Origin of the sequence: Aestuariivirga litoralis, from assembly GCF_003234965.1 — a bacterium.
Lineage (GTDB): Bacteria > Pseudomonadota > Alphaproteobacteria > Rhizobiales > Aestuariivirgaceae > Aestuariivirga > Aestuariivirga litoralis.
The window spans coordinates 462645-484249 of sequence record NZ_QKVK01000002.1; the positions used below are offsets into that span (position 1 = coordinate 462645).

Here is a 21605-nt window from a genome sequence, read left to right on the forward strand (position 1 = left end):
TTTTCCGATGACGTTCGACCTTCGCGCCGGCGCCCTTGCCCTGGCCATCATGGCTGCCGCCAGCGGCACGGCCTGGGCCGATGCCTATCAGGACGGCATGACCGCCTTCCAGAGCGAGGACTATGGCAAGGCGCTGAGCCTGCTGCTGCCCTATGCCAAGGACGGCAATGCCGAAGCCGCCTACCTCATCGGCGAGATGTATGGCCCGCGCAGCTGGGGCCAGAAGGGCGAGAACCGCAACGGTGTCGAGCAGGACAACAAGCAGGCCATCTACTGGTGGGGCGAAGCCGCCAAGAAGGGCAATGTGGACGCCCAGCTGAAGCTCGGCTGGTGGCTGATGAAGGGCCAGGACGTGGTCAAGCAGGACCAGGCCGCCGGCATGAACTGGCTGCTCATGGCGGCGAACCAGGGCGAGCCGCAGGCGCAGTACGAAGTGGGCCTCGCCTACTGGAAGGGCCGCGGCGTGAAGCCCGATCCGATCGCCGCCTACATGTGGCTCGACCTCTGCGCCAATGAGCCGGGCTTCGACAATGCGGCGAACTACATCGAGCAGATCGCCAAGGGCATGACGCCCGACCAGGTGAAGCAGGCCAAGCTGATGGTGCAGGCCTTCGCCCCCAAGATGCAGAAGTAAGGCGCAGCGCCATGATCATGCATCAGTTCACGGCCAAGCACTGGGTGATCACCTGCATCATCATCCTGATCGCGGTGGGCGCCTTCGCGGCCAGCTGGTCGTAGGGGCACCATGGTGTTTGCCGCCCCCTTGTGGGGAGGGGAGCTCTGACGGGCCCTAGGGCAGCGGTGAGGTTCGGTGCAGCGTGACCCGCAGGCCGCCGTGCAGCACCGGTGGCTGAGGCGGCAGGAAGGGCAAGCCGGTCGCGCGGGCCAGTGAGGCGTCCGTCGTGACGAGGCCGACGCGCCAGCCGGAGAAGCGCTGCTTCAGCACCTGCCCGAGGGCACCATAGAGCGCGAACAGCGGCTTCCTGTCGCCGATGCGCGTGCCATAGGGCGGGTTGACGATGACGAGGCCCGGAGGGCCTTGCGGCGGCACGAGATCACTGACCGATTGCTGCTTGAACTCCGTGAAGGCGCTGACCCCTGCCCTTTCGGCATTCTGCCGCGCCATGCGGATGGCGCCCGCATCACGGTCGCTGCCAAAGAAGCGGACGGGCGGCACGCGCGGCCGGGACCTGGCCTTCATCTCCGCCCACAGCTTCGCATCGAAGGTGGCGAGCTTCTCGAAGGCGAAGGCACGGGTGCGGCCGGGATCGAGACTGGCTGCGATCTCGGCGGCCTCGATGACGAAGGTGCCGGAGCCGCACATGGGGTCGACCACCGGCTCCTCGCCCGTGAAGCCGCACTGGCGGAGGAAGAGTGCCGCCAGCGTCTCGCGCAGGGGCGCCTTGCCGACGCCTTCCTTGTGGCCGCGCTTGTGGAGCGAGGCGCCCGAACTGTCGATGCTGAGGGTGCAGAGATCGTCCTCGATGCGGGCCTTGACGATGACGCCGGCATCATCGTCGATCGCTGCACCGAATTCTTCCGCGATGGCGCGGGCGATGCGCTGGACCACGGCACCCGAGTGATAGATCTTCGAGCGCGCGCAGCTGGCCTCGACCCGCACCGGCACGTCCTTGCGCAGCACCTGGCCCCAGGCAAATTCGCGCGCCAGCCGGTCGAGCTGGGCGAGGTGCATCACGCGGAAGGAGCCGATGCGGGCCAGCACATGGCCGCAGCCGCGCAACACGAGATTGGCACGCCACACGTCCTTCCACGTGCCCTTGACCATGACGCCGCCCGCCACCTGCCGCGCGGCCTTGAAGCGGTGCTGGCGCACCTCGTCATAAAGGGCTGCTTCGAGGCCGGGCGGGGCCATGAGGAAGATGTCGAAATCGGGGGCTAAGGCCATGCGGCGGCATAACCCGAAAGCCGCGGCGGGGCCATGCCTCATTCGCAGGGCAGGCGACCACGCCCGCCCTGCCCTCTCCCCCTGCGGGGGAGAGGACGAACGAGTTGGGAGCGGGGATCAGCCCGGCCCGCGGCTCGCAGCGCCGCGCACTTCGCTGACGGCGGCGGCGGCGACGTCGCGGGCCTGTTCGGCGGCTTCGCCGAGCTTGCCCTTCACTGCTTCGCTCGCCTGGCCCAGCGTGTCGCGCTCGGTGGCGGTGAGCGGCAGCGAGGCGGCGACGGCAGCGCCGAGCGCCAGGCCCGCCACACCCAGTGCCACGGGGTGGCGTTCGAACATGTCCCTGAGGCCGCCGGTCATGTCACCCATCGCGCCGCGCAGCGAGGTATCGCCGCCGCGGCTGAAGTTCGGGTTGCGGTATTCCGCCTGCGCGTCAACGCCATGCAGCGTGCTGCCGAGATAGTCGCCCATGCGGCTCGCGGTGTCGCTCACCGCCTCGGCGAAGCCGCCGACGGTGGAAGAGACGCCGGAGGCGACAGTGTGGCCCATGCTGCTGACCGACTGGGCGGCACCCTGCGCCAGGCCGCTGGCGCCATGAGCCACCGAACCCGCGCCATGCGCCACCGTGCCGACGAGGGAGGACTGCTGGCGGCCGCCGAACAGCGTCATGCGGCCGCCGCCGGCGAAGAGCCACAGGGCGCCCATGCCGATGAGGGCGGCGGGGACCGGGTTGTCGCGCACCGCATCGGTGAAGGCGGTCATCATGTCATCCCTGTCGCGGCGGGGGCCGCGCATGGCGGGGGCCTCGACGACGACGACGGTTTCTTCGATCATGGTCATGGCCATTCCCTCACATGTGTTCCTTCATCGTGCCGACGTCGCGATGAAGCTGGTTGATGGTGCGGCTGGGGACCAGCGCCTCCGCCTTGAGGCGGCTCATCCCCACCATCGCCAGCATGCCGGCGATGACGAAGCCGACGACGGCCGTGATCAGGTACGAGAGCGACCAGGCGAGGCCCAGCTCATGCAGCCCGGCGGCCAGCGCCAGCATGAGGACGCCGAGCGCCGGCAACGCCACGAAGGCGGCGAGCCCCAGCATCGCGCCGCCGCGCGCCACCTGCTTCGCCTTGTCGGTCATCTCGGCGCGGGCCAGCGCCACCTCGTTCCTGACGAGGCGGGAGAACTGGCCCAGCGCATCCGAGATCAGCTCCGAGACGGGCTTGGTCTCCGGCGGGCGATTGTCATATGCCGATGCCATGGCCTGCCTCACAGGCCCACGCCGGGCGTCATGCCGGGAGACTGCGAGGCGCCGAAGCGATCCTCACCCATTCCCGCGCCCGCGGTGGCGCCATAGCGGCCGGAGTCGACCGGTTCCTGCGCGCGCCAGCTTTCACCGCCGGCCGACGAGGTGCCGGCACCCGAGGCGCCGCTCTTGAGGAAGCGGATGGCCGCGAAGCCCGCGAGGAAGCTGAGCCCCAGGAAGGCGGTGGGCTGGCGGCGGGCAAAGGACTGCACGTCCTGCATCATCTGGCCGATGTCGCGGCGGCGGAGGGAGTCCGACATCGTCTCAATCTGGTCGGCGGCGTAGCGGATATAGTCCGCGGCCTGCGGCACCTGGCCCTCGAATTCACCCGCAGCGCGGCGCACCGCCCCGGCGATGGAGTCGACGTAGTCGGCACCGACCGCCTTCTGGCGCTCGGCGGTGTCCATGATCTTCTCGCCGGCCTTCGACGCCATGCCGCGCACCCCGCCAGGGCTGCCGCCCAGGCCCGGGTGCTGTTCGGCCATGCCCTCGAAGCCGGAGGACGGCTGGTTCTGGTTCATGGTGTTGTCGATGTTGCTCATGTTCATCTCCCGAATGCTGGTTGGATCAGGACCGGCTGGCAGAGCCGGGGCCGGAGGCGGTGCGCTCCATCGCCTCGCGCGCGCTGTCGACTGCGGTGCGGGCGGTGCGGCGCGCGGCCTCGGGCGTCAGCCCTTCCTGGCGGATCTCCTCCGATGCCGTTTCGTAGACCTGCCGGGCCACATCCCTGGCCTGGCGCAGGCCCTGCATGGCAAGCTCCTGCGAGCGGCGGCGGACGTCCTCCGCCGTTTCGCCCATCAGGCGGCGTTCCGGGCGCGACACGGGCACGGCGGCGGCCACGATGCTGCCCACTGCGAAGGCAACACCGCCGACGAGCAGCGGATGGCGCTCGACCGTGTCGAAGAGCTGCTCGCTGGCCCGCGCAAAGGTTTCACCGGCGCGGTCGCTGACCTGGTGGATCGTGTCCGAGGCGGTCTGGCGGGTGCTGTCCAACGTGCTGGCCAGCGTGTCGGTGGTGCGGCTCGCGGTGTCCGACACCTTGCTGCGCAGGCTGTCCACCGTGTCCTGCGCCTTCTCCGCGAGGCTGGAGGTGAGGTCGGAGGCCTTGTCCCGGAGGCCCGACACCATGGCGCTGCCATTGCCGGAAGCATAGCCGGAGGCGTGTGCATCCCTGCGGCGCGCCATGGCGAGGCCGGCGCCGATGAGAAGCACGGGCGCCGGCATGGCGCCGATGAGGCGCCACATCGGATAGGCCGCACCCACCGCGAGGGCGGCGGCCTGCAGCGGGTTGTCGCGGATGTAGCTCTTCACGTCCGCCTTGATGGCGGAGGGCGAGATGCGGTTGTGGAGCGCGTCCACCGTCTGCGCCAGTTCGGCGCGGGTCGTTTCGGCGCGGCGCTCGAGTTCGCTGAGGGAGTTGTTGCTGGTTGTCGCCATTCTCTTAACCCCAATGCAGTTGTCGGCTGATGGGGCACAAACTCCGGGCGATGCGGATCGTTCCAAGCCGGCGCAAGGCCGGCTTCAACCGCCTGCGCGCGGCGGCATCACAAGGTTGAGAGGCCGAGCACGCGGCGCATGTGGGCGAGGATGAGGTCACGCCCGCGCGCACCCGTCTCGGCCGTGGCCCTGGCTGCGGTGGCGGTGTACCAGCGCGCGTCATCGCGCTTCGCCATGTCCACCGCCTCGGGGCACATGGCGAGCATCAGCGAGGTCTCGCCCTCGCCCGCATGGTCGAAGGGATATTGCTCGATCGTGTCGCGCGTCATCAGGGGGTGGATCTTGATCCAGTTGAAGGGATCGGCCCCGCCGGCCTGCCGGGCATAGTAATCGGCCATCGCCGCGTCACCCCACCAGCCTTCGCCGCGCGTCTTCTCGAGGAAGGCGAAGATCGCCTGCCTCGCGCCGAACCTGAAGGCGAGGTCGGTGGGCATGCCGGTGGCGAAATTCTCCGTCTGGTGATGGATGAAGGCATGGATGTTGCGGAAGCCCACGCGCAGGAGCCCGGTGAAGAGCTCGCGCGCGAAGGGATGGAGGGCGGTCGAGTCGACCTGCACCGAGCCCGTGCCTTCGGGCGGCTCCACCGCATAGCTCGCCGCGCCATAGTAGAAGGGCGGCAGGATGACGATGTCCGCCTCCTGCTCGAGGAGGTCCAGCGCGCGGGTGACGGCGAGCGTGTCCATGCCCACGGCCATGTGCTCGCCATGGTATTCGAGCACGCCCAGCGGCAGCACGACGGGCGTGTTGGCGGCAATGGCGGCGCGGATCTGGTGGGGGAGCATCATTTCATAGCGCATGGGCGGCAGTCCCTAGTAAGCACTCGACGGGGTCAAAAACCTGCCCTAGTCTCCGCCCTCGCTCAGCGGGGCGCAAGACCCCGCACTTCAAGGGGGACGTGACTTGGCTTCGGTCGACATCATTGACGTGCGCAAGAGCTATGGCGAGCAGGCGGTGATCCATGGCGTGTCGATCCCCATCGCCAACGGGGAATTCGTGGCGCTCGTCGGGCCATCGGGCTGCGGCAAGTCGACCCTGCTGCGCATGATCGCGGGGCTCGAGGACATCACCGGCGGCAACATCAGGATCGGCGACAAGGTGGTGAACGCCCTGCCGCCGAAGGACCGCGACATCGCCATGGTGTTCCAGAACTATGCGCTCTACCCGCACAAGACGGTGGCCGAGAACATGGGCTTCGCGCTGAAGCTCAGGAAGACGCCGAAGGCTGAGATCGACCAGCGGGTGAAGCGCGCTGCCGAGATCCTCGACCTCATGCCCTATCTCAACCGCTATCCGCGCCAGCTTTCGGGCGGGCAGCGCCAGCGCGTGGCCATGGGCCGGGCCATCGTGCGGGCACCCCAGGTGTTCCTGTTCGACGAGCCTCTGTCCAACCTCGATGCCAAGCTTCGCGTGCAGATGCGCGCCGAAATCAAGGAACTGCACCAGCGCCTCAAGACCACCACCATCTACGTCACCCACGACCAGGTGGAGGCCATGACCATGGCCGACCGCATCGTGGTGCTGCATGACGGGATCGTGGAGCAGATGGGCTCGCCGCTCGAGCTTTATGACCGGCCCGCCAACCTCTTCGTCGCGGGCTTCATCGGCTCGCCCGCCATGAACATGTTCAAGGGCACGATCCGGGGAGGTAGCCAGCCGCATTTCGAGGCAGCCGACGGGACGCGGCTGCCGCTGGCGTCCGTTCCGGCGGGTTCGGACGGGCTGGAGGCCGTTTATGGCATCCGGCCGGAGCATTTGGTGCTGGGCGGCGAACTGCGACCGCAGGTGACGGTGATCGAGCCCACCGGCTCCGAGACGCAGGTGGTGGCGAAGCTGGCGGGCGAGAAGATCACCGGCGTGTTCCGCGAGCGCGTGAACGTGGCGCCGGGGGAGGCGATTGCGATGTCGCCCGATGTGTCGCTGGTGCATTTGTTTGATGCGAAGACAGGTGGTCGGATTTCCTGACCTGGAGAGCATTTCTCCTCGCCCATCATCGCCGGGCGTGTCCCGGCGATCATTTCTGCCGGCAGCTACAGGATGCCCGGGACGAGCCCGGGCATGATGAGGAGAGGCGGAATGAACACAGCTTGTGCGCCGCACATATTGCGCTGCACGACTACTTGCTCCGCCGGCGGAGTTTCGCGCATCCCCTTCGTTGACATTGCAAATCCCTGTTGCATAGTCGGCGCAGCGTTCCATGACGGCCCCTGCGAGCCTCTTCAAAAAAGTGAGGCGGCGGGGAGAGATATCGCAACAACCTGCAACGGACGCTCTAGGGAGGACCCAAGGACATGAAAGTCGAACTCTATAACTACATGATGAGCCGCCGCGCCGTGCTGAAGGGCGCTGCGGGCGTTGCCGCCATGGCCGCCGTGGGTGGCCCGGCGATGAACGTCTCCACCGCCTTCGCGCAGGACGACATCCGCGCTGCCATCCTGAAGATCCCCGGCGTGGGCAAGGGCCAGCCGACGGATGCCGACTGGCAGAAGGTCGGCGAGATGTGCCTCGGGCCGACGAAGCAGAACGTGCAGGAGGGCGAGTTCAAGGGCGTCGAGCTGTCGTTCATGGGGCTCAACAACCAGAACGTCCACAACGTGCTGTTCCGCGGCCTGTCCAAGGCCTGGGCGGACTACACCGGTGCGACGATCAACTGGATCGACCTCGCGCAGGCCGACTACAATGCCCGCCTGCAGCAGGCGATCGCCACCGGCACGGTGGACTTCGACGTGATCGAGATGGGTGCGCCCTTCGAAGGCGACGTCTGCGGCAAGGGCCTGGCCTCGGTGATGCCGGACTGGGTGGCCAAGCAGATCGACATGGATGACTATGTCGGCTACCTCAAGGCGCCCGTCGGCACCTGGGACGGCAAGACCTATCGCGTCTCCTGCGACGGCGACTGCCACAACTTCAACTTCCGCTCCGACGTGTTCGCCGACAAGGCGCTGGCCGAGGAATGGAAGAAGGCCGGCGGCGAAGGCGAATGGGCCGAGCCCCGCACCTGGCAGCAGGTGAATGCCATGACCAAGTTCCTGAAGGGCAAGCAGCTCGACGGCCAGGACCTCTATGGCTATCTCGACCCGGCCAAGGGCTGGGGCGGCTTCGGCTTCTACTTCCTGGGCTCGCGCGCCACGGCCTATGTGAAGCACCCCGACTCGAAGGCCTTCCTGTTCGAGGCGGAGACGATGAAGCCGATGGTCAACAACCCCGGCTGGGTGCGCGCCATCCAGGACGTGGTGGACTGCCTGCCGTCGGAACCCGCCGACCAGCTCAATGCCGACCCCGGCACCACGGGCTTCCAGCAGTTCCTCGCCGGCACGGGCTCCATGCTCTCGTGGTGGGGCGACATCGGCTCGAACGTCAACACCAATGACTCGTCCGTCATCCAGGGCAAGACCGCCTTCGACATCCTGCCCGGCTCGCCGGACGTCTACAACCATGCCGCCGGCAAGTGGGAGACGCTCGCCTCGGGCCCGAACTTCGCGCCGAACATGGCCTATATCGGCTGGGGCATCTACGTGATGGCCCGCGTCGATTCCGACCCGAAGAAGCAGAAGGCGGCCTGGTCGCTCGCTGCCCACCTGGGCGGCAAGGACATCTCGCTGTGGATGGCGGCCTACCCGTCGGGCTTCCAGCCCTATCGCCAGAGCCACTTCAACATTCCGGAGTGGGTGGGTGCGGGCTATGACGAGGCGTTCATCGCGAACTACCTCGCCTCGCAGGCCAATTCCTACAACCACCCGAATGCCGCGATCGAGCCGCGCATCCCCGGCATCTTCCAGTATTACTCGGAGGCCGAGGACATCCTCTCCAACATCTATGCCGGCAAGATGACGGCACAGGAAGGGGCGGACGCCATCGCCGCCGCCTGGGAGAAGCGCACCGACCAGCTCGGCCGCGACAACCAGATCAAGCTCTACAAGAAATCGCTCGGCATGTAAGCCACGCCACCGGGCCGGCAGCACCCTGCTGCCGGCCCTTTTTTGTTTCCCCGAAAGTTTCACGATGACCTCCGCTTCCACCGCAGCACCGGGCCATGAGGCCGTCGCACAGCATGTCTCGCCCGAGCGGCGGCGCCTGGGCAGCCTGCTGATCCGCAGCGCGACACTGCTGCTCTTCGTCATCGGTGCGGTGCAGCTGCTCTACGTGATGGGTTACACCTCCTGGGGCTTCACCAACTGGCAGCCGGTGTTCATCGCCTATATCGTTTGGAGCGTTGCCTTCTGTTCCGGCCTCGTGCTGCGCGACGGCGAGGCGGGCTGGCGCGCGGTCTTCGTGCTGCCGGCGCTCTTCTTCACCCTGGCGCTCGTCATCTTCCCCACCTTCTTCGGCTTCTACATCGCGTTCTCCGACTGGAACCTGCAATCGGCCGGCGGGCGGCAGTTCAACGGGCTCGACAATTTCTGGCAGCTGATCGCCGACCCGTATTTCTGGAACGCGCTCGGCAACATGGTGTTCTACGTTGCGACCGTGGTGGTGCAGTATGCGATCGCCTTCGGGCTTGCCATGCTGCTCAATGCCGAGATCAAGGCGCAGAAATTCTTCCGCGTCGCCTTCCTGCTGCCCTTCATGCTCTCGCCCGTGGCGGTGAGCTGGATGATCGGCAAGTCGATGCTGGAATACCGCTTCGGCCCCGTCACCCACCTGCTGCGCGAACTGGGCTGGAGCCAGCCAACGCTGCTCACCACGCCGTGGCTCGCCAAGACGACGATCGCGCTGATGGATGCCTGGGTGTGGATCCCCTTCATGATGATCATGATCCTCGCCGGCCTCCAGGCGCTGCCCAAGGACGTGCAGGAGGCCGCCAAGGTCGACGGCGCCACCGGCTGGCAGGGCTTCTGGCAGATCACCTTCCCGCTGATGCTGCCGGTTTCCGTCACCACCATCGTGCTGCGCATCATCTTCCAGCTGAAGCTCGCCGACATCGTGATCAACACCACCTCGGGCGGGCCCGGCGGTGCCACCGACACGATCTCGAGCTACATCTTCCGCGTCTACAAGGACCGATCCAATGTGGGCTATGGCACGATGATCGCGGAGGTGTACCTGATCCTCATCATCATCTTCGTGGCGCTGCTCCTCAAATTCACCAGCCGCTACATGCAGAGGGCGGTGTGATGCCTTACGCCCTGAAGCGCTTCCTGATCTACGCGGCACTGATCCTGTGGACGATCATCGCGCTGTTCCCGATCTTCTGGACCTTCTCCACCACCTTCAAGGTGGCGAAGGACGTGCAGCTGGGGAACATCATCCCCTGGGTGGACTTCACGCCCAACTGGCTGGGCCTGCGCGCCATCGGGCTTTCGCCCGACACGATCTTCACCGAATCGACACCGCGCACCGAATTCCTCAAGCGCTTCTGGAACTCGATCCAGGCCTCGGTGGGGGCCTCCGTGCTGGCGCTGATCCTCGGCTCGATGGCGGCCTATGGCTTGAGCCGCTTCTCCTATCGCTGGAAGATCTGGCGGAACCGCGACATCTCGTTCTTCTTCCTCTCCCAGCTCATCCTGCCGCCGGTGGTGCTGGCGATGCCCTTCCTCGTGCTCTACAAGGAGCTCGCACTGCTCGACTCGATGGTGGGTCTCATCCTCATCTACACGCTGTCCGTCCTGCCCATCGTCATCTGGATCATGAAGGACCAGTTCGACACCATTCCGCAGGAGCTGGAACAGGCGGCCCTCGTCGACGGCTGCTCCACCTGGGGTGCGTTCTTCCGCATCATCCTGCCCATCGCGCTGCCGGGCATGGTGGCGGCCTTCATCCTCTCCGTCATCCTGTGCTGGAACGAGTATTTCTTCGCGGCGCTCCTGACGTCCAGCTATGCCAAGACGCTGCCGGTGATGGTGGCGAGCCAGACCGGCTCGCAAGGAATCTCATGGTGGTCGATGGCCGCACTGTCCTCCGCCGCGATTCTGCCGCTGATCATCATCGGCGTGTTCCTCGAGCGCTACATCGTGAAGGGGCTGACCTCGGGGTCGGTGAAGTAGGGCGCTCATCCGTTCCGTCACACTCCTTGTTACGTCACCCCAGCGAAAGCTGGGGCCCAGCTTTGGGCGGTCGTCACGCGGAAAGCTGGGTCCCGGCTTTCGCCGGGATGACAGTATTTAGAGGTGCTTCACGCCTTGAAGCGCTCGTCCGGTTCCACCTGCAGGGCATGGGCCAGTGCATTGGTCTGGCTGGCGAGCGCCACGACGCGCAGGAGCTCCGCGTGCTGGCCGGGCGTCATGCCTTTTGCACGCGCTGCCGCGGTGTGGGAGTGGACGCAGTAGCTGCAGCCATTGACGGTGGAGACCGCCACATAGATCAGCTCCTTCACCAGCGGGTCCAGCTCGCCCGGCGCCATCACCTCCTGCACGCGCTCCCAGGTGGACTTGAGAAGGGCCGGGTCATGCGCGAGGGCGCGCCAGAAATTGTTGACGTAATCCGTGTTGCGCCTGGCGCGGATGTCGTCGAAGACGGCGCGGGCCTCCGGCCCCGCCGCCTCGTCGTCGAGCAAGGGAAGCGTCGCCATCAGAAGGTCGCCATGACGCGCGCCGGGCCGCCGGTGCCGCCGCGGTGCTTGGGTGCTCCGACGAAGAGCGTGGCGCCCTTCACCGGCAGGAGATCGAGATTGGCGACATTCTCGATGCCGTAGCGCCCGCCGGGCAGCCAGGTGTTATGGACGATGAAATCCTGCGAGCTGCCGGGATCGAGCGACAGGGTGTCGACCGCGATGGCGGCTGCACCTGCTTCGGCCAGGAGATCCACCGCCTCCTTCGAGAAGCCGGGAAAGGCGAACTTGCCGTCGGGCAGCGTGCGGTAGCCGGGCTCACCCACCTTGGCGGACCAGCCCGAATTCATGGCGACGCAGGCACCCTTGGGAATGGCGCCGTTGGCGGAAACCCAGGCATCGATGTCGGCCTTCGTCACCATGGCGTTGGGATCCTCCTTCGCCCTGGCCTTGATGTCGAGGATGCAGAGCGGGCAGACGAGGTTTTCAGGCGCGAGATCCGCGACCGAGGTGCCATCCGCGGTGAAGTGAAGCGGGGCATCGATGTGGGTGCCCGAATGCTCGAAGATGGTGAGCTTGTAGATGGTGTAGCCATTGGTCTTGAAGTCGACGACCTTCTCCATCTCGATGCCCGGCTTGCCATCGAAGGTGGGGAAGTTCTCATCGAAGGTGTGGGTGAGGTCGACGACCTTGCCGGAACTCTGCGCCAGCGTCTCCCGCGCGCTCACGACGCTGGCGGCCAATGCCGCAGCCCCCGCCGCCGCGGAGCGTGCGAGGAAGGAGCGGCGGGACTGGGCCTGCTGCCGCACGTTCTCGATGACACAGGCATTGCACATGGTGTTTCTCCGTTGATGGACGGAGGCTACGCTAGGTCAGGATCGGGGAGGTGGCAATGGGTTCGCGCCCCTCCCCTCCCGTTCGTCACCCCAGCGAAAGCTGGGGCCCAGCTTTGGACGTCAGAGCACGCGGAAAGCTGGGTCCCAGCTTTCGCTGGGATGACGGATGTGGCGGAGCGGGAGCCTTACAAAAACCGCTTCGTCGCCGGATAGAGCCCGCGGAACACCGCGTGCTGGCGGTCGTACATCGCTTTCAGCTCCGGCTTCGGCGTGATGGCGGAGGCGACCGGGTTCCAGCGGTCGATGTCGGCGGGGGTCACGTCGCCGAGCGCCAGGGCGGCGAGGAAGGCATCGCCGTATGACGCGCCGATGGTCTTCTGGCGCAGCACCTGGCGCAGGCCGCTGATGTCGGAGGTCGCTTCCGACCAGACGCGGTTCTTGGTGCCGCCGCCCACGGCATAGACCGTGCGCGGTGACTGGCCGGCTTCAGCATAGGTTTCGAACACGTGGCGCGTGCCATGGGCGATGCCTTCGAGCACGGCGCGGAACATGTCGGCCCGCGTGTGAGTGAGGTCGAGGCCGAAGAGGAGGCCCTTGGCCTTCGTGTCGTGGATCGGCGTGCGCTCGCCCGAGAAATAGGGGAGCAGCACGAGGCCCTTGGCGCCGGGAGGCGAGGCCTCCGCCTCCTTGGCCAGCGTCACCACCGCGCTCCCGGCGGCAAGCTCCTTCGCGAAATTGTCGCGGAACCAGTGGGTGAGCGTGCCGCTGGTGGAGAGGCCCGCCATGGCGCCATGCTGGCCGGGGAAGAGCCAGGGCGCATACCACAGGCGCCCGTCGCGCACGCGTTCGGGCGTGATGAGGATGATGAAGATGGTGGAGCCATACATCAGCATCAGGTCGCCGCTGTTGAGCACGCCGACGCTCACCGCCTCCGCCGCCGCATCGATGGTGCCGGCAATGACGGGTGTGCCTTCTGCGAGGCCGGTCTCGGCGGCGGCCTTCGCAGTGACGGACCCTGCGATGTCGGTGGTCCAGAGGAGCTCCGGCAGCTTGTCCATGCCGATGATGCCGGGGGCCAGCTCGTCGCTCCAGCCCTGCCTGTCGGCCAGGTAGAAGGGGCTGAAATTGCCGGCCGAATAATGGTCGATGGTATAGCGCCCGGTGAGGCGGTGGACGAGGAAGGAGCTCGAATTGAGGATCTTGTGGGTCTTGGCGAAGACCTCCGGCCGGTGGCGCTTGAGCCACAGGATCTTGGGGCCCACCGCCTGCGAGGTGAGCGCGTTGCCGCAGCGCTCGAGGATCGTCTCCGCGCCGATCTGCCGGGTGAGGTCCTCGATCTCCTGCGCCGCGCGCGTGTCGACGCCATAGAGCACGGCGTTCATCAGCGGCGTGCCGCTTTCATCGACGGGCAGCATGCAGGGGCCGATGCCGCTCGACCCGATGGCGGCGATGGCGGATGGCGCGATGCCGCTCTCCGCCAGCATCTTCTTCGTCACGAAGACGAAGTCACCCCACCAGTCCTGGCCGGCATCATGCTCCGCCCAGCCGGGCTCAGGCACCTGCATTTTGTGGGCGCGCGACGCCTGCGCCACGATCTCGCCCGCGGCGTTGACGATCACGCCCTTGGTTTCGAAGGTGCCGATGTCGACGCCGAGATAGTGCTTCATTCGAAGAACTGGTCCCGGTCCAGCGTGAAGCTGCGGTCGATGCGCGTCAGCGCCGCCGTCAGCAGTCTCGTGAGGCCTTCGAGGTCGGCGAGGTCGCAGACCTCGAGGGCGGAATGCGTGTAGCGCGCGGGGAAGCCCATGTCGATCGACGCGACACCCTTGCCGACGAGCTGCACGTAGGAGGTTTCGGTGAGGGCACCAATATGGGCGGAGCGCTGCAGGTTGATCTTCTCCGCGTCCGCCGTGAACTGGAACAGCTGCACGAGGGCGGGATGCGGAATGCAGCCATTGAGCGTGCCGCGGCCGTGGAAGCTGAACATGCTCATCACCGGCCCGGCACCCAGCCGCACGTCGCCGCGCTGGCCCATGTCCGGCGTGTCGGTGGCCAGAGCAAGATCGAGCTGGATGCAGATGTCGGGCTGCAGCACCTGGGCGGCCGTCACGGCGCCGCGCAGGTTGAACTCCTCCAGCACCGAGAAGACGAGGTGGATCGTCGGCAGCGTGAAGATCTCGCGCGTGGCCCTGGCGAGCTCCAGCATCACCGCGCAGGCCGCACGGTCATCGACCGAGGTGCCGCCGATGCGGCCACCCGCGAGTTCCACCACATTGGGCGCGTAGACGATGGGGGTGCCGATGTTGATGCCCGCCTGCAGTGCCTCCGCGGCAGACGAGAAGCCGCAGTCGATGTAGAGCTCCTGGTAGGGGACGACGCGATATTTCTCCTCCGGCGTGGTGGCATGGTGGCTCTTGTTGGCGATGATGCCGGGAACGCTGAGGCCGCCGCCCACCGAGAGCAGCACCTCCTGTGCCGCCAATGCGCGCTCCGGCACGCCGCCCACGCGCTCGGCGCGGATCAGGCCATTGGCCTCGATCTTGCGGACGATGAGGCCCAGCTGGTCCATGTGGGCGATGAGCATGACGGAGGGCAGCTCCACGTCACCCTCGATCGTCGCGATGAGGTTGCCCAGCATGTCGGTGCGGGACTCGATCCCCATCGCCTTCAGCTCGGCGCGGATATGGCGCCTGACCGTGCCCTCGAAGCCGGAGAGGCCGGGGATCATCATCAGCTCTTCCGTCCAGCGCCTGATCCGCTCCTGCATGCCGTTCCCTTTCAATTCCACTGCCGAATTGGTAACGGAAGGAAGGACATGCCGCAAGCCAAGAGGCCCAGAGTGACTGCAGAGAAGACCCGCTTCGCCTATGCCACCAGGCTCAACGGCTTCAAGGCCGATGCCGCCAGGGTCTGGCCCGGAAGGAACCGCATCACCTCGCTCGACCTCATCGAGCGCGCCGCCACGGTGCCGGGGCTCTCCGCCGTCGACTTCAATTTTCCCGACCACCTGGAAGGCACCACCGCAAAGGACATCCGGGCGAAGCTCGACAGCCTGGGGATCAGCCTCAATGGCTTCGCCATGCGCTATTATTCCGACCCCGGCTTCAAGAAGGGGGCGCTCACCAACCCCGACAAGGCGATCCGCGCCAAGGCGCTGGACCTGACGCTGCGGGGGATCGATGCGCTGGCCGAGGCGGGCGGCGACCTGATGACGCTGTGGCTGGGGCAGGACGGCTTCGACTATTCCTTCCAGGCCGATTACCTGCGGCTGTGGGACGAGACGGCAGAAGCGCTGACCGTAATCGCAGCACACAACCCCGCGATCGACATCTCGATCGAATACAAGCCCAATGAGCCGCGCGCCTTCTCGCTGCTCCCCGACGTCGCCACCACGCTGCTGATGGTGTCCGACGTCAATGCGAAGAACATGGGTGTGACGCTGGACTTCGCGCATGTGCTCTATGCCGACGAGATGCCGGCCTATGCGGCCTCGCTCATCCACCGCCGCAGCCGCTTGCTGGGCGTGCACCTCAATGACGGCTATGCCAAGCGTGACGACGGGCTGGTCGCCGGCAGCGTGCACGTGATCCAGACGCTGGAGCTGCTCCATACGCTGGAAAAGCTCGGCTATCGCAATGCCATCTATTTCGACACCTTCCCCGATGCGGTGGGGCTCGACCCGGTGGCGGAATGCGCGGCCAATATCTCCGCGGTGGAGGGCATGTGCCGCGTGCTGGACCGGCTGCGCGGGAACCAGGCGCTCGATGTGGCGATCGCGGCGCAGGACGCGGTGGCGAGCCAGCGCATCCTGCAGAACGCCTTGTATGGTGGCGCATGATCGACGTCGCCGTCGTCGGCAGCCTGCACCTCGATATCATGGTGGCGGCGCCCCGGCTGCCGGGGCGTGACGAGACGCTGGTCGGCTCCTCCTGGCACTACAAGTGCGGCGGCAAGGGCGGCAACCAGGCAGTGGCCGCCGCGCGCTTCGGCGCAAGGACTGCGTTTGGCGGGCAGACGGGGCAGGATGATTTCGGCGAAAGGCTGCGGGCCAATCTCGTGGCGGCGGGTGTCGACATTACCCATGTCGGCATCGACGCGACGCAGGGCAGCGGCATGAGCGTGGCGATCAGCGAGGACGGCGGCGAATATGGCGCGGTGGTGGTTTCGGGGGCGAACCTCACCATCGATGCCGACGCGGTGGCAACGCGATGGGCGCCGCTGTGGGATGCCAAGGTTCTGCTGCTGCAGAACGAGATCCCCGAGGCCGTGAGCCTTGCTGCCGCGCGGGCGGTGAAGGCGAAAGGCGGGCGCGTCGTGCTCAACGCCGCGCCGGCGCGGCAGATGTCGGCGGCCTTCCTCGATCTCGTCGACGTGCTGGTGGTGAACCGGGTGGAGGCGACGATGCTCTCGGGCGAGGACGACATGACGCGGGCCCTCCACCACCTGCATGCCAGGAGCCGCGACGTGGTGCTGACGCGCGGTGGCGAGGGGCTGATGCTGATGACGCGCGACGGCTCCCGCATCGATGTCCCCGCCCTGCCGGTGAAGCTGATCTCCAGCCATGGTGCCGGCGACTGTTTCTGCGGCGCGCTCGCGGCGCGGCTGGCGGCGGGGGACGGGATCGAGGATGCGTGCCGCTTCGCGACGGAGGCGGCGGGGCGCTTCGTGTCGACGGTGCAAGGCTAGCTGATCCGCATTCATCATCATCTTCCTCCATCATCGCCGGGCTCGTCCCGGCGATCCTTTTCGTCGCTGCAAAAGGATGGCCGGGACAAGCCCGGCCATGATGATGTGGGGAGGTGTGCTGAACCGGGAACGTGCGCTAGCGCCCGTCGAAAATCACGCCCATGGTGAAGAGGAAGCAGCCATAGGGGCGGAACTCGCTGGTGCGGACGACGCAGAAGCCCTTCTTTGCTGCCTCGTAGAAGGCAAAGCGTTCCAGCGCCTCCATGCCGACGTCCCTGCCCTCGGCCTCCCTCGCGATCCGGTGCACCTCGGCCTGCATGGGGAGCAGCCGGTCAGGCTCGCCCACCACCTGCATGCGCGAGACGGGATCGGGGATGAAGTCGTCGAGCGGCATGACGGAGAGAATGGCACGCGCCGCCTGCGGAATGTCGAGGCCGGGAAGCTCGATCAGCTTGCCGGTGGCGGTGTGGCGCGCCACGTCATGGGCGGGGAAGTTGCGGTCGACCAGCACCAGGCGCTCGGCATGGCCCATGGAGGCGAGGCACCAGAGGAGGTCGGGGCTCAGGGTGGCGGGGATGTTCTTCAGCATGCGGGGGCTCCGTGTGTGCTCCCTTGTCGCAAGCCGTGGCGGGGCTTGCAACCCGCTCAGAACATCAGGTGGCGGCGCACGTCCGCGCGGTCGAGATCCTCCGCCGGGCCGCCATGCACCACCTCGCCGCGGTCCATGATGTAGACGCGGTCGGCAAGCTCACGGCAGAAGTCGAGATATTGCTCGACCAGCAGGATGGCCATGCCGCTCGTTTCCTTCAGGTAGCGGATGGCGTGGCCGATATCCTTGATGATCGAGGGCTGGATGCCCTCGGTCGGCTCGTCCAGCACGAGGAGCTTCGGCCTGGTTGCCAGCGCCCGTCCGATGGCGAGCTGCTGCTGCTGGCCGCCCGAGAGGTCGCCGCCGCGGCGTGCCAGCATGTCCTTCAGCACGGGGAAGAGGCGCAGCACCTCCGGGTCGATGAAGCGCTCGGCACGCGGCACGGTGGAGAGGCCGGTGCGCAGGTTCTCCTCCACCGTGAGCAGCGGGAAGATCTCGCGGCCCTGCGGCACATAGCCCAGCCCCGACCTGACGCGGGCATAGGGGGCAAGCGCATCGATCGGCCTGCCATCGATGGCGATGGAGCCCGACTTCACCCTCTGCAACCCCATGATGGCGCGCAGCAGGCTGGACTTGCCGACACCGTTGCGGCCCAGCACGCAGGTGATGGCACCCGGCTTCACCTCGAGCGACACGCCCTTCAGCGCCTGGGCGGCGCCATAATAGAGATCGAGATTGGAGACGTTGAGGCTGATCATCCTCACCTGCCCAGATAGACTTCGATGACGCGCGGCTCCGCACTCACCTGCTCGAGCGGGCCTTCAGCCAGTACCGCGCCTTCGTGCAGCACCGTGACCTTGACGCCGAGTTCGCGCACGAAGGACATGTCATGCTCCACCACCACCACGGCCTTGCTGCCGGCGATGCGCTTGAGAAGCCGCGCCGTCTCCGCCGTCTCGTCATCGGTCATGCCGGCCACGGGCTCGTCCACCAGCAGCAGCTGCGGTTCCTGCGCCAGCAGCATGCCGATTTCCAGCCACTGCTTCTGGCCATGGCTGAGATGGGCGGCGAGGCGGCGGCCCTGCGACAGCAGGCCCACCGTGTCGAGCACTTCCTCGATGCGCTGCTTCTCCTGCGGCGCGAGGCGGTGGAACAGCGCCTCCGCCACGCCGCGGTGGCCGGCGAGGGCCAGCTCGACATTGTCCCAGACGGTATGGCTTTCGAAGACCGAGGGCCGCTGGAACTTGCGGCCGATGCCGAGCCGCGCGATCTCCGTCTCGTCGCGCGTGAGGAGGTCGACCGCGGCGCCGAAGACGGCTTCGCCCGATTGAGGCCGGGTCTTGCCGGTGATCACGTCCATCATGGTGGTCTTGCCGGCGCCATTGGGGCCGATGATGGCGCGCATCTCTCCCTCCCCGATGATGAGGGAGAGGTTGTTCAGCGCCTTGAAGCCGTCGAAGCTCACGGTGATGCCATCGAGATAGAGGATGGAGCCATGCCTGCTCATTCGGCGGCCTCCGGCAGGGCGGTGGGCGTCTTCCCGGCCTTCGCCTTGCGCGGCAGGCGCGCCAGCCAGTCCGCCAGCGTGCCGACGATGCCCCTGGGCAGGAACAGCGTGACGCAGATGAAGAGCGCCCCCAGAACGAGGAGCCACATGTCCGGAAAGGCGGCGGTGAAATAGGTCTTGCCGGCATTGACCGTGACGGCGCCGATGATCGGCCCCACCAGCGTGCCGCGGCCGCCCACCGCCGTCCAGATGACGATCTCGATGGAATTGGCCGGCGCGAATTCGCCCGGGTTGATGATGCCCACCTGCGGCACGTAGAGCGCACCCGCAATGCCCGCCATGACGGCGGAAAGCGTGAAGGCGAAGAGCTTCACATGCTCGACGCGGTAGCCGATGAAGCGGGTGCGGCTTTCGGCATCGCGCACCGCCACCATGACCTTGCCCAGCCGCGAGGCAACGATCCAGCGCAACATCAGGAGGAAGGCGGCGAGGACGATGCAGGTGGCCGCAAAGAGCGCGGCGCGTGTCGACGGCGCCTGGATGCTGAAGCCGAGGATGTCCTTGAAGTCGGTGAGGCCATTGTTGCCGCCGAAGCCCATGTCGTTGCGGAAGAAGGCGAGCAGCAGCGCATAGGTGAGGGCCTGGGTGATGATCGAGAGATAGACGCCGGTGACGCGCGAGCGGAAGGCGAACCAGCCGAAGACGAAGGCGAGGAGCCCCGGCACCAGCATGACCATGAGGCTGGCGAACCAGAACATGTCGAAGCCGTACCAGTACCAGGGCAGTTCCTTCCAGTTCAGGAAGACCATGAAGTCCGGCAGCACCGGATTGGCATAGACGCCGCGCGAACCGATCTGGCGCATCAGGTACATGCCCATGGCATAGCCGCCCAGCGCGAAGAAGGCGCCGTGGCCGAGCGACAGGATGCCGCAATAGCCCCAGGCGAGATCGAGTGCCAGCGCGAGAATGGCGAAGCACAGGTACTTGCCCAGGAGCGGCACGAGATAGTCCGGGATGTGGAAGGCCTGCTCCGCCGGCACCGCCAGATTCAGCAGCGGCACCAGAAGGGCGAGGCCGAGGATGATCGCCGCGGCGATGAGGGAAAGCCTGCTCATGTCTCGACGAACCTGCCCTTGAGGGCAAAGAGGCCGCGTGGCCGCTTCTGGATGAAGAGGATGATGAAGACGAGGACCAGGATCTTGCCCAGGACTGCACCGGCGAAGGGCTCCAGCAGCTTGTTGACGATGCCCAGCGTCATCGAGGCCACCAGCGTGCCCCAGAGACTGCCCACACCGCCGAAGACCACGACCATGAAGCTGTCGATGGAGTAGCCTTGCCCAAGGTCGGGTGACACATTGTCGATCTGCGACAGGCCGACCCCGGCGATGCCTGCGATGCCGGAGCCCACGGCGAAGGTGAGGGCGCCGATCCACGGCGTGCGGATGCCGATGGCGGAGGCCATGCGGCGGTTCTGGGTGACGGCGCGGACATGGAGGCCGAAGACCGTCTTGTTGAGGAGGAGATAGAGCGCGAAGAACACGGCGAGCGAGAACAGCACCAGCCACAGGCGGTTATAGGTGATCGAGAGCTGGCCAAGCTCGAAGGCGCCCGAGGCCCAGGAGGGGTTGCCCACCTCGCGGTTGGTGGGACCGAAGATCATGCGCACGCCCTGCTGCAGGATGAGCGACACGCCCCAGGTGGCGAGCAGCGTTTCGAGCGGGCGGCCATAGAGCGGGCGGATGACCGTGCGCTCGATCAGCATGCCCATCAATGCCGCGACGAGGAAGGCGAGCGGCAGGGCGATCAGCAGCGAAGCATCGAAGAGGCCGGGCGCGCGGGCGCGGATCAGTTCCTGCACCACGAAGGTGGTGTAGGCGCCGAGCATGACCATTTCGCCATGCGCCATGTTGATGACGCCCATGACGCCGAAGGTGATGGCGAGCCCGATGGCGGCCAGCAGCAGCACGGAGCCGAGCGAGATGCCGTACCAGACATTCTGCGCCACGTTCCAGTAGGCGAGCGTCGCCTCGATGCCGGAGGCGGCGCGCCGCGCGCTGTCGGCCACCACGCCCTCGCCCTGCCCGGCGGTGGCGAGGATGGGCAGGACGTCGCGGCTCCCCGTGGCGGCGAGCGTGCTGATGGCGGCGAGCTTCGCGTCATCCGGACGGTCGGACGAAAGGATGGCGGCGGCGCGGGCGAGCTCGAGGGCGGACTTGACGGTGGCGTCCGTCTCCTTGCCCAGTGCCTCCTCCAGCGCCGGAAGTGCTGCGGCATCGCGCGATTTCAGCACCGCCTGGGCGGCGGAGAGACGCTTGGCGGGATCGGCGCTGGCAAGCTCCGAGCCACCTGCCGCGGCCTTCAGCAGGCGGCGCAGCGCATTGTTGATCTTGATCTTGGAGAGATCGGATTTCGGCGCCACGCCCGCCGCTTCACCCGTCACCGGATCGGTGAGGGCGAGACCATCGCCCGCAGGCACGGCGATGAACACCTGGCGATCGGCCTTTCGCACGTAAAGACTGCCATCGCCCAATGCATCGAGAGCCTTCTGACTGGCCTCGCCCGGCTCGGCGGCCACCGTCTTGATGGCCTGCTCCATGTCGGCGAGCTTCGCCTGGCCGAGCGCGTTCACCGCCTGTCGCAGATCGGCCAAGGCCGGGCCGCCTGCGAGCAGGAGCAGCAGAACTGCCGCGATGAGGCGCCGCATGGGAACTCCCCAATGTTTGCGAGATCAGTTTGCGAGATCAGATTGTGGTGCAGATCCTCACCCTGCCCTCTCCCCCGACGGGGGAGAGGAACGGGT

General features: G+C 66.8%; 22 protein-coding genes. 7 read left to right on the forward strand and 15 right to left on the reverse strand.

What is annotated here, in order from left to right; genetic code table 11:
* Window positions 1-7: 7 nt before the first annotated feature.
* Window positions 8-634, forward strand: a complete 627-nt coding sequence (locus tag DK847_RS06125; protein ID WP_111196880.1) for a tetratricopeptide repeat protein — start codon at window positions 8-10, stop codon at window positions 632-634.
* A 156-nt stretch (window positions 635-790) separates the two neighbouring features.
* Here the strand turns inward: DK847_RS06125 and DK847_RS06130 are convergent, their stop codons facing one another.
* From DK847_RS06130 to DK847_RS06155, 6 genes are all read right to left on the reverse strand, one after another.
* Window positions 791-1906, reverse strand: coding sequence for a THUMP domain-containing class I SAM-dependent RNA methyltransferase (locus DK847_RS06130; RefSeq protein ID WP_111196881.1), 1116 nt, complete (start codon window positions 1904-1906; stop codon window positions 791-793).
* A 117-nt stretch (window positions 1907-2023) separates the two neighbouring features.
* A complete protein-coding gene (locus DK847_RS06135) occupies window positions 2024-2743 on the reverse strand; it encodes a hypothetical protein (RefSeq protein WP_146256060.1) in 720 nt (239 codons plus the stop codon).
* A 10-nt stretch (window positions 2744-2753) separates the two neighbouring features.
* Window positions 2754-3161: a phage holin family protein gene (locus DK847_RS06140; protein ID WP_111196885.1), complete on the reverse strand. Its 408-nt coding sequence runs from the start codon at window positions 3159-3161 to the stop codon at window positions 2754-2756.
* Between the two features lie 8 nt (window positions 3162-3169).
* The gene (locus DK847_RS06145; RefSeq protein ID WP_146256061.1) at window positions 3170-3748 is read right to left on the reverse strand and encodes a hypothetical protein; all 579 of its coding nucleotides are present in this window, start codon (window positions 3746-3748) and stop codon (window positions 3170-3172) included.
* A 25-nt stretch (window positions 3749-3773) separates the two neighbouring features.
* Entirely contained in the window at window positions 3774-4643 is an 870-nt protein-coding gene (locus DK847_RS06150; protein ID WP_111196889.1) for a DUF3618 domain-containing protein, read from the reverse strand.
* Between the two features lie 107 nt (window positions 4644-4750).
* Complete coding sequence (locus DK847_RS06155) at window positions 4751-5500, reverse strand: creatininase family protein (RefSeq protein ID WP_111196891.1); 750 nt, start codon at window positions 5498-5500, stop codon at window positions 4751-4753.
* A gap of 103 nt (window positions 5501-5603) precedes the next feature.
* On the opposite strand from DK847_RS06155, the gene DK847_RS06160 reads away from it, so the two are divergent.
* From DK847_RS06160 to DK847_RS06175, 4 genes are all read left to right on the forward strand, one after another.
* On the forward strand, window positions 5604-6665 hold the full coding sequence (locus DK847_RS06160; protein ID WP_111196893.1) for an ABC transporter ATP-binding protein: 1062 nt from the start codon (window positions 5604-5606) through the stop codon (window positions 6663-6665).
* Between the two features lie 326 nt (window positions 6666-6991).
* Window positions 6992-8638 (forward strand): type 2 periplasmic-binding domain-containing protein, encoded by a 1647-nt coding sequence (locus DK847_RS06165; RefSeq protein ID WP_111196894.1) that lies wholly within the window; start codon window positions 6992-6994, stop codon window positions 8636-8638.
* 64 nt (window positions 8639-8702) lie between these two features.
* Window positions 8703-9815: a carbohydrate ABC transporter permease gene (locus DK847_RS06170; RefSeq protein ID WP_111196896.1), complete on the forward strand. Its 1113-nt coding sequence runs from the start codon at window positions 8703-8705 to the stop codon at window positions 9813-9815.
* Window positions 9815-10684 (forward strand): carbohydrate ABC transporter permease, encoded by an 870-nt coding sequence (locus DK847_RS06175; RefSeq protein WP_111196897.1) that lies wholly within the window; start codon window positions 9815-9817, stop codon window positions 10682-10684. Before DK847_RS06170 ends, DK847_RS06175 begins: the two co-directional genes overlap by 1 nt.
* Window positions 10685-10812: 128 nt before the next feature.
* Here the strand turns inward: DK847_RS06175 and DK847_RS06180 are convergent, their stop codons facing one another.
* The 4 genes from DK847_RS06180 to DK847_RS06195 form a co-directional block, all read right to left on the reverse strand.
* Window positions 10813-11208 carry a carboxymuconolactone decarboxylase family protein gene (locus tag DK847_RS06180; protein ID WP_111196899.1) on the reverse strand — a complete coding sequence of 132 codons (396 nt, stop codon included), beginning with the start codon at window positions 11206-11208 and terminating at the stop codon, window positions 10813-10815.
* On the reverse strand, window positions 11208-12023 hold the full coding sequence (locus DK847_RS06185; RefSeq protein WP_111196901.1) for a cyclase family protein: 816 nt from the start codon (window positions 12021-12023) through the stop codon (window positions 11208-11210). Before DK847_RS06185 ends, DK847_RS06180 begins: the two co-directional genes overlap by 1 nt.
* A 185-nt stretch (window positions 12024-12208) precedes the next feature.
* Complete coding sequence (locus DK847_RS06190; RefSeq protein WP_111196903.1) at window positions 12209-13690, reverse strand: FGGY-family carbohydrate kinase; 1482 nt, start codon at window positions 13688-13690, stop codon at window positions 12209-12211.
* Window positions 13687-14790 carry a M42 family metallopeptidase gene (locus tag DK847_RS06195; RefSeq protein WP_111196905.1) on the reverse strand — a complete coding sequence of 368 codons (1104 nt, stop codon included), beginning with the start codon at window positions 14788-14790 and terminating at the stop codon, window positions 13687-13689. The genes DK847_RS06190 and DK847_RS06195 overlap by 4 nt, the downstream gene beginning before the upstream one ends.
* A gap of 72 nt (window positions 14791-14862) precedes the next feature.
* Between DK847_RS06195 and DK847_RS06200 the strand changes: the two genes are divergently transcribed.
* Both DK847_RS06200 and DK847_RS06205 read left to right on the forward strand, forming a co-directional pair.
* Entirely contained in the window at window positions 14863-15861 is a 999-nt protein-coding gene (locus DK847_RS06200) for a sugar phosphate isomerase/epimerase family protein (protein WP_245414535.1), read from the forward strand.
* The gene (locus DK847_RS06205) at window positions 15858-16709 is read left to right on the forward strand and encodes a ribokinase (RefSeq protein WP_111196909.1); all 852 of its coding nucleotides are present in this window, start codon (window positions 15858-15860) and stop codon (window positions 16707-16709) included. The genes DK847_RS06200 and DK847_RS06205 overlap by 4 nt, the downstream gene beginning before the upstream one ends.
* A gap of 136 nt (window positions 16710-16845) precedes the next feature.
* On the opposite strand, the gene DK847_RS06210 is transcribed toward DK847_RS06205, so the two are convergent.
* From DK847_RS06210 to urtB, 5 genes are read right to left on the reverse strand one after another with little or no spacing between them, the layout of a single operon-like run.
* On the reverse strand, window positions 16846-17298 hold the full coding sequence (locus DK847_RS06210) for an RbsD/FucU family protein (RefSeq protein ID WP_111196911.1): 453 nt from the start codon (window positions 17296-17298) through the stop codon (window positions 16846-16848).
* A gap of 56 nt (window positions 17299-17354) precedes the next feature.
* Complete coding sequence (gene urtE, locus DK847_RS06215; RefSeq protein ID WP_111196913.1) at window positions 17355-18056, reverse strand: urea ABC transporter ATP-binding subunit UrtE; 702 nt, start codon at window positions 18054-18056, stop codon at window positions 17355-17357.
* Window positions 18057-18058: 2 nt separating this feature from the next.
* Window positions 18059-18805: an urea ABC transporter ATP-binding protein UrtD gene (urtD, locus tag DK847_RS06220; protein WP_111196915.1), complete on the reverse strand. Its 747-nt coding sequence runs from the start codon at window positions 18803-18805 to the stop codon at window positions 18059-18061.
* Window positions 18802-19920 carry an urea ABC transporter permease subunit UrtC gene (gene urtC / locus DK847_RS06225; protein WP_111196916.1) on the reverse strand — a complete coding sequence of 373 codons (1119 nt, stop codon included), beginning with the start codon at window positions 19918-19920 and terminating at the stop codon, window positions 18802-18804. The genes urtD and urtC overlap by 4 nt, the downstream gene beginning before the upstream one ends.
* Window positions 19917-21509 (reverse strand): urea ABC transporter permease subunit UrtB, encoded by a 1593-nt coding sequence (gene urtB / locus DK847_RS06230; RefSeq protein ID WP_111196918.1) that lies wholly within the window; start codon window positions 21507-21509, stop codon window positions 19917-19919. The genes urtC and urtB overlap by 4 nt, the downstream gene beginning before the upstream one ends.
* Window positions 21510-21605: the final 96 nt, after the last annotated feature.